This is a genomic window from Streptomyces anandii JCM 4720 (assembly GCF_014650655.1).
Lineage (GTDB): Bacteria > Actinomycetota > Actinomycetes > Streptomycetales > Streptomycetaceae > Streptomyces > Streptomyces anandii.
The window spans coordinates 111167-119072 of sequence record NZ_BMVJ01000001.1; the positions used below are offsets into that span (position 1 = coordinate 111167).

Below are 7906 nucleotides of genomic sequence, written 5' to 3' on the forward strand. Positions count from 1 at the left end.
AAGGGATGCGCTCAGATGAGCGGATCTTGAGCGGCTGCACTTCTCCAAGGGGTGGCACTGGGTGCCATCCCTTGATCGTTCATCGATCGAAATCAGGCGTGCCAAGACTCGCTCATATGAGCATCCAGATGCCCCTGTGGGTGGGAGTGCGTTCAAGAAGTGAAAACATCGAGGCCACTTCGCTTGTCAAGCCTTGACTTTCAATCCACTGGCGGACGCCCGGTTACAGGCACATGACGTACAAGTGGACGTACCCAGGTGCCTTCGATCTGGGTATGTTCCTCGCCGTCAGGGCAGCCACCGCGGCCTCAAGGAGTCGAGACCCGTGTCGGAAAACAAAGAACCCCACGTAGCGAAGTTCGTTTACGACTTCACCGAGGGCAACAAGGACCTCAAGGACCTCCTCGGCGGCAAGGGCGCCAACCTCGCCGAGATGACGAACCTCGGCCTCCCCGTCCCGCCCGGGTTCACCATCACCACCGAGGCCTGCAAGGTCTACCTCGACAGCGGCGAGGAGCCGGCGGCACTGCGTGACGAGGTGAGTGCGCACCTCGACGCCCTCGAGCAGAAGATGGGCAAGAAGCTCGGCCAGGCCGACGACCCGCTGCTCGTCTCCGTCCGCTCCGGCGCCAAGTTCTCCATGCCCGGCATGATGGACACCGTCCTGAACATCGGCCTGTCCGACAAGTCGGTGCAGGGCCTGGCCAAGCAGGCAGGCGACGAGCGGTTCGCCTGGGACTCCTACCGCCGCCTCATCCAGATGTTCGGCAAGACGGTCCTCGGCGTCGACGGCGAGCTCTTCGAGGAGGCCCTCGACAAGGCCAAGGACGCCAAGAAGGTCACCGTCGACACCGACCTCGAGGCCGCCGACCTGAAGAAGCTGGTCACCACCTTCAAGAAGATCGTCAAGAAGGAGGCCGGCCGGGACTTCCCGCAGGACCCGCGCGAGCAGATGGACCTCGCCATCAAGGCGGTCTTCGACTCCTGGAACGGCGAGCGCGCCAAGCTCTACCGCCGCCAGGAGCGCATCCCGCACGACCTCGGCACGGCCGTCAACGTCTGCTCGATGGTCTTCGGCAACCTCGGCCCCGACTCCGGCACCGGCGTCGCCTTCACCCGCGACCCCGCCTCCGGCCACCAGGGCGTCTACGGCGACTACCTCCAGAACGCGCAGGGCGAGGACGTCGTCGCGGGCATCCGCAACACCGTGCCGCTCGCCGAGCTGGAGCAGATCGACAAGAAGTCGTACGACCAGCTGATGCAGATCATGGAGACCCTGGAGAACCACTACAAGGATCTCTGTGACATCGAGTTCACCATCGAGCGCGGCCAGCTGTGGATGCTGCAGACCCGCGTCGGCAAGCGGACGGCGGGCGCGGCGTTCCGCATCGCCACGCAGCTCGTGGACCAGGGGCTCATCGACGAGGCCGAGGCCCTGCAGCGGGTCACGGGCGCCCAGCTCGCCCAGCTGATGTTCCCGCGCTTCGACGACGGCGCGAAGGTGGAGCAGATCGGCCGGGGCATCGCCGCCTCACCGGGCGCGGCGGTCGGCAAGGCGGTCTTCGACTCCTACACCGCCGTCAAGTGGTCCCGCTCCGGCGAGAAGGTCATCCTGGTCCGCCGCGAGACCAACCCCGACGACCTGGACGGCATGATCGCCGCCGAGGGCATCCTCACCTCGCGCGGCGGCAAGACCTCCCACGCGGCCGTCGTCGCGCGCGGCATGGGCAAGACCTGTGTCTGCGGCGCCGAGGAGCTCGAGGTCGACACCAAGCGCCGTCGGATGACCGTGCCCGGCGGGCACATCGTCGAGGAGGGCGACGTCATCTCCATCGACGGCTCCTCCGGCAAGGTCTACCTGGGCGAGGTCCCGGTGGTCCCGTCCCCGGTCGTGGAGTACTTCGAGGGCCGTATGCACGCCGGCGCCGACGACGCCGACGAGCTGGTCGCCGCCGTGCACCGCATCATGGCCTTCGCCGACCGCAAGCGCCGGCTGCGGGTGCGCGCCAACGCCGACAACGCCGAGGACGCGCTGCGCGCCCGCCGCTTCGGTGCCCAGGGCATCGGCCTGTGCCGCACCGAGCACATGTTCCTCGGCGACCGCCGCGAAATGGTCGAGCGGCTGATCCTGGCCGACACCGAGACCGAGCGCGAGGAGTCCCTCAAGCAGCTCCTGCCGCTGCAGAAGAAGGACTTCGTCGAGCTGTTCGAGGCGATGGACGGCCTGCCGGTCACCATCCGCCTCCTGGACCCGCCGCTCCACGAGTTCCTGCCCGACATCACCGAGCTGTCGGTGCGCGTGGCCCTCGCCGAGTCCCGCCAGGAGCCGCACGAGAACGAGCTGCGGCTGCTCCAGGCCGTGCACCGCCTGCACGAGCAGAACCCGATGCTCGGCCTGCGCGGCGTACGCCTCGGACTGGTCGTGCCCGGCCTGTTCACCATGCAGGTCCGCGCCATCGCGGAGGCGGCCGCCGAGCGCCGCAACGCCAAGGGCGACCCGCGCGCCGAGATCATGATCCCGCTGGTCGGCACGGTCCAGGAGCTGGAGATCGTGCGCGAGGAGGCCGACCAGGTCATCGCCGAGGTCGAGGCCGCGACCGGCACCTCGCTCAAGCTGGCGATCGGCACGATGATCGAGCTGCCGCGCGCCGCGCTGACGGCGGGCCAGATCGCGGAGGCCGCGGAGTTCTTCTCCTTCGGCACCAACGACCTGACCCAGACCGTGTGGGGCTTCAGCCGCGACGACGTGGAGGCGAGCTTCTTCACCGCGTACCTGGAGAAGGGCATCTTCGGCGTCAGCCCGTTCGAGACGATCGACAAGGACGGCGTCGGCTCCCTGGTGAAGGCGGCCGCCAAGGCCGGCCGTGCCACCCGCCCCGACCTCAAGCTCGGCGTCTGCGGCGAGCACGGCGGCGACCCCGAGTCCGTCCACTTCTTCCACGAGGTGGGCCTGGACTACGTCTCCTGCTCCCCGTTCCGCATCCCGGTCGCCCGCCTCGAGGCCGGCCGCGCGGCCTCCCGGTCGGAGGGCAGCGACCACCGGTGATCCGGTGACAGACCCCGGAGTCCTCGGCGTGGTCCCCGACCCTCAATACCGATTACGCCGAGGACTCCGGTCCACGAGAAGAAGGCGGCGCCCTGTGCGGGGGCGCCGCCCTCTTCGTCTGTCCGGTGGTGGACCGCGCGGGTCCTACTCGCAGGCGACTCCGTCGCCGTCCCGGTCCAGGTGGCGGTCGTAGCCGGGGTCGCCCGTGTGCAGGGGAGCGGCGCCGGCGGCGCGGGCCGCGCTGCAGTTGGCGTAGTAGACGCTGCCGCCGCCGGAGTCGGAGGAGCCCGAGGAGCCGGAACCGCTGCCGCCGCCCGAGCCGGATCCCCCGGAACCGTCGTCCACCGGCCGTGCGGTGACCGTCCGGGTGACCTTCACGGTCTTCGTGGCGGTGACGGTGACGGCCGGTTCGGGCGCCGCGCTCGCGGTCGCCGTGGCGGTCACGGTCACCGTCGGGCGCGGACTCGCGGCCATGGGCCTGGCGTCGTTCTTCGACTGGTCCTGGCCACCGGAGCCGATAACCACGCCGACGAAGAGGGCCAGCGCGAGCGCGGGGAGCGCGTACCGCTTGCGGGCCCAGCGCGGAGCGGGCCGGACCGGCTGTGGCGCGGGTGGCGTGGTGTACGGGTTGGCCATATCGTCCCCCCAGGTGTGACAGGTACGAATGACCGTAATGCCCGGCTGTGATGCGTGTGGGAAGGGTAATGGTTTTGTGATGAACCGAACCGGCTGGAGTGTGGAGGAGATTCCCGATCTCGGTGGCCGGACCGCCGTCGTCACCGGGGCCAACAGCGGTCTCGGGTACGTCACCGCGCGGGAGCTCGCGCGCCGGGGCGCGCGGGTGGTGCTCGGGTGCCGCAGCCGGGCCCGGGGCCGGGCGGCCGTGGAGCGGCTGACCGGCGAAGTGCCGAAGGCGGACGTGGAGTTGGGTGAGCTGGACCTCGGTGACCTGGCGTCCGTACGGCGGTTCGCCTCGGAGTTCGCCCACGACCGGCTCGATCTCCTCGTGAACAACGCCGGTGTGATGGCGCCGCCGTACGGGACGACGGCAGACGGCTTCGAGACCCAGTTCGGCGTCAACCACCTCGGGCACTTCGCCCTCACCGCGCTGCTGCTGCCCGGGCTGACCGCCACTCCCGGCGCGCGGGTGGTGACCGTCTCCAGCATGGTGCACGTGCTGGCCAACATCGATCTGCACGACCTCAACAGCGAGCGGCACTACCGGCGTTGGACCGCCTATGCCCGCTCCAAGACCGCAAACCTCCTCTTCACGCACGAGCTGGCCCGCCGCCTGGCGGCCGCCGGTGCCGACGTGGTCGCGGCGGCCGCGCACCCCGGGTACGCGGCCACCAACCTCCAGACCGCCGGGCCACGGGCCGAGGGCCGGCGCACCGCCGAGCGCCTCATGGAACTCGGCAACCGCGTCCTGGCCCAGCCCGCCGAGGCCGGCGCCCTCCCCACCCTGTACGCCGCCACCGCCCCCGGCGTACGCCCCGACTCCTTCACCGGCCCGTCCCTCGCCATGTGGCGCGGCACCCCCGCCCCGTCCTGGCGCGCCCCCTGGACCCTGAACGACACCGCGGGGGAGCGCCTGTGGACGGCCTCGGAGGAGCTGACCGGAGTGGCGTACGACGCCCTGAAGGCATGAGCCCGCCGACAGGCGAAGGGCGTGCTGTGAGCGCACGATGGTTGTGAGGACGGCGCACCCGCCGAGTACCTCCCCGATCAGTGCGCCGTCCGCGCACGAGGAGGAGGAACCGAGCATGGCTGAGCAGCACAAGGGGCCGGACTCCCCGTTCACCCTGGAGGAGTTGGCGCTCCGCGACGACTTGCCCGCGGAGGAGAAGGTGCCCGACGACGTCAGAGCCGGGCTCGCCGGCAACCGGGTGACGGTGACCGTGCCGCCCGGACAGCAACTCGCGCCGAGCACCGGTGGAACGCTGACTCTGCCCGAGGGCTCGTTCTACGGATGCGCCGTGAAGGAGACCCGCCTGCACGAACGCGGTTCACTGCGGCTCCCGGACGGACCGCAGCCGGCCGCGCGGCCGATGTGGCAGCCCTACCTCCACCACCCCCGTCCCGCCCCGGTGCGGCGGCTGGAGATGCGCCGGATCAAGGGAGGCACGGTCACCCCGTTCGCCGGTCCGGTGTACGGCGAATATCCGCCCCGCCAGGTCTTCTACCCCCGAGGGTATCCGTGGGTCTGCATCGGACGGATCCTCGTGTGGCGGGACATCAGCGCGCCGAACTGGGACTATTCGGGCACCGGGGTGCTGGCCGGCGCCCGTACCGTGCTGACGGCCTCGCACATGGTGCCCTGGGGCTCCACGCACTGGGGCGCGAAGTTCGTCGCGGGCTACTACGACGGCACGTCGACCGCCGGACCCGGAGGCTGGTCGTGGGTGACCGACGCCCACGGGTACGGCCCGCAGAACGTCTCGGCGCACGACATGGCGGTCTTCAGGCTCGACACACCGCTCGGCAACCAGTTGGGCTGGTTCGGGACGAAGGGCTGGGACTCGAGCTGGGAGGGCCGCAACTACTGGACCCTGGTCGGCTATCCGGGAGCCGTGTCCTCCGAACGCCCCAGCTACCAGGCGGCCATTCACGTCATCGACACGGACACCGACAGCGACGCCCGTGAGCTGGAGCACCACGCCGACGCCGGCCCGGGGGACTCCGGGGGGCCGTTCTTCGGACAGTGGAACGACGGCGCCTACGCCATCGGCACCCTCAGCGGGTACGAGGTGATCAACGGCCCGCTCGGCATCGGGAGCGAGGACAACAACATCTCGGCCGGCGGCAACGCTCTCGGAGCCCTCGTCAAGTTCGGACGGGACAACTGGCCGTGAGTGCCGGACGTCCGTGTCAGGCCGCCTTCACCTCGTAGGAGTCGATGCGGACGGAGGGGTCGTCCAGGCAGTGGCCGGTGGTGAGGTCGAAGCGTTGTTTGAGGAGGGGGGAGGCCACGAAGGGGCGGCCGTGGTGGGTGCCGGTCAGGCCCCGGGAGAGGACGGCGGCACCGGTGAAGGGGTCGCGGTTGTCGATGCCGTAGAGGTTGCCGTTGCGGTCGCGGAACAGGGCGGCCTGGCGGCCGTCCGGCAGCAGTGCGGCCACGCCGCGGCCCGGGGTCAGGGTGCTGAGGTCGCAGACCGTGAACCAGCCCTCGTCGAGCCGGAGGCGGACCTTCAGGTCGGTGGTCTCGGGTGCCAGGGTCATCGCTGGGCGCTTCCTTCCAGTACGTCGTCGGCGGGGCGCATGCCGATGGACAGCAGCGGCAGGTCGGGCTTCATCTGGTCGCGTTCGGGGACGAAGCCCACGACCGGGTCGGGGGTGTCGGGGGCGTTGACGAAGGACACGAACCGGGCGAGTTTCTCCGGGTCGTTGACCGTCTCGGCCCACTCGTCGCGGTAGCCGGCCACGTGCGCGGCCATCAGGGACTCCAGCTCGGCGCAGATGCCGAGCGAGTCGTGCACGACCACGTCCCGTACGTGGTCCAGGCCGCCCGGGACGCGCTCCAGCCAGACGCTGGTGCGCTCCAGGCGGTCGGCGGTGCGGATGTAGAACATCAGGAACCGGTCGATCAGCCGGACCAGTTCGGCGTCGGAGAGGTCCTGGGCGAGCAGGTCGGCGTGGCGCGGGGTGGCGCCGCCGTTGCCGCCGACGTACAGGTTCCAGCCGTTGGCGGTGGCGATCACGCCGAAGTCCTTCGACTGGGCCTCCGCGCACTCGCGGGCGCACCCGGACACGGCGGACTTGAGCTTGTGCGGGGAGCGCAGGCCCCGGTAGCGCAGCTCCAGGTCGATCGCCATGCGAACGGAGTCCTGGACGCCGTAGCGGCACCAGGTGGAGCCCACGCATGACTTCACCGTGCGCAGCGACTTGCCGTAGGCGTGCCCGGACTCGAAGCCGGCGTCCACCAACCGCGTCCAGATCAGGGGCAGTTGCTCGACCCGCGCGCCGAACATGTCGATGCGCTGACCGCCGGTGATCTTCGTGTAGAGGCCGAAGTCGCGGGCGATCTCGCCGATCACGATCAGCTTCTCGGGCGCGATCTCGCCGCCGGGAACGCGCGGCACCACGGAGTACGAGCCGTTCTTCTGGAGGTTGGCCAGGAAGTGGTCGTTGGTGTCCTGGAGGGCCGCCTGCTCGCCGTCCAGGACGTAGCCGTCGGCGCCGATCGCCGGCGCGAGGGAGGCGATGACCGAGGCGATCGCCGGCTTGCAGATCTCGCAGCCGTCCCCACCCCGGGCGCCCTCGCGGCCGTAGCGGTCGAGGAGGTCCTGGTAGGAGGTGATGCGCAGGGCGAGGACGATCTCGTACAGCTCCTCGCGGGTCCGCGCGAAGCAGCCGCACAGTCCCTTGTCGACCTCGACGCCGCTCGCCTCCAGCTCGGCGGTGACCAGCTGCCCCAGCACCTTCACGCAACTGCCGCAGCCGGTACCGGCCTTGGTGCACTTCTTCACCTCGGGCACGGTGGTGCAGCGGTGCTCGGTGACCGCCCCGCGGATCGCGCCCTTGGTGACGTTGTGGCAGGAGCAGATCACCGCCTCGTCGGGCAGCGCGGACGGGCCGAGCTGCGCCCCCGCGCCCGCGCCGGCAGGCAGGACCAGTGACTCCGGGGAGACGGGCGGCACCGAACCCGTCAGGGCCCGCAGGGTGCCGTACGCCTCCGCGTCGCCGACCAGGATGCCGCCGAGCAGCGTGCCGTCCCGGCCGATCACCAGCTTCTTGTACAGGCCCGCGCGGGAGTCGGAGTAGACGACGTCCAGGCAGTCCTCGGCGGTGCCGTGCGCGTCGCCGAACGAGGCCACGTCCACGCCGAGCAGCTTCAGCTTGGTGGACAGGTCGGCGCCGGTG

Annotated in this window: 6 protein-coding genes; 3 read left to right on the forward strand and 3 right to left on the reverse strand. The window is 70.4% G+C overall.

All coding sequences use genetic code 11. The features are described from left to right. Positions 1-325: 325 nt before the first annotated feature. Positions 326-3046 carry a pyruvate, phosphate dikinase gene (gene ppdK, locus IE249_RS00505; RefSeq protein WP_189702765.1) on the forward strand — a complete coding sequence of 907 codons (2721 nt, stop codon included), beginning with the start codon at positions 326-328 and terminating at the stop codon, positions 3044-3046. Positions 3047-3190: 144 nt separating this feature from the next. Here the strand turns inward: ppdK and IE249_RS00510 are convergent, their stop codons facing one another. Next, positions 3191-3682 carry an excalibur calcium-binding domain-containing protein gene (locus IE249_RS00510; protein ID WP_189702766.1) on the reverse strand — a complete coding sequence of 164 codons (492 nt, stop codon included), beginning with the start codon at positions 3680-3682 and terminating at the stop codon, positions 3191-3193. A 79-nt stretch (positions 3683-3761) separates the two neighbouring features. Between IE249_RS00510 and IE249_RS00515 the strand changes: the two genes are divergently transcribed. Beyond that, positions 3762-4694 (forward strand): oxidoreductase, encoded by a 933-nt coding sequence (locus IE249_RS00515; protein WP_189702767.1) that lies wholly within the window; start codon positions 3762-3764, stop codon positions 4692-4694. Positions 4695-4809: 115 nt separating this feature from the next. After that, positions 4810-5898 (forward strand): trypsin-like serine peptidase, encoded by a 1089-nt coding sequence (locus tag IE249_RS00520; protein ID WP_189702768.1) that lies wholly within the window; start codon positions 4810-4812, stop codon positions 5896-5898. Between the two features lie 16 nt (positions 5899-5914). Here IE249_RS00520 and nirD read toward each other — a convergent pair whose 3' ends face one another. Further along, positions 5915-6265 (reverse strand): nitrite reductase small subunit NirD, encoded by a 351-nt coding sequence (gene nirD / locus IE249_RS00525; RefSeq protein ID WP_189702769.1) that lies wholly within the window; start codon positions 6263-6265, stop codon positions 5915-5917. Further along, the coding region (gene nirB, locus IE249_RS35695) for a nitrite reductase large subunit NirB (RefSeq protein WP_229857132.1) at positions 6262-7906 on the reverse strand (1645 nt) is incomplete at its 5' end. The genes nirB and nirD, both read right to left, overlap by 4 nt.

Coding starts and splice junctions, on each gene's coding strand:
- nirD (WP_189702769.1), bottom strand. CDS start 6,265: ATGACCCTGGCACCCGAGACCACCGACCTGAAGGTCCGCCTCCGGCTC.
- IE249_RS00520 (WP_189702768.1), top strand. CDS start 4,810: ATGGCTGAGCAGCACAAGGGGCCGGACTCCCCGTTCACCCTGGAGGAG.
- IE249_RS00515 (WP_189702767.1), top strand. CDS start 3,762: ATGAACCGAACCGGCTGGAGTGTGGAGGAGATTCCCGATCTCGGTGGC.
- IE249_RS00510 (WP_189702766.1), bottom strand. CDS start 3,682: ATGGCCAACCCGTACACCACGCCACCCGCGCCACAGCCGGTCCGGCCC.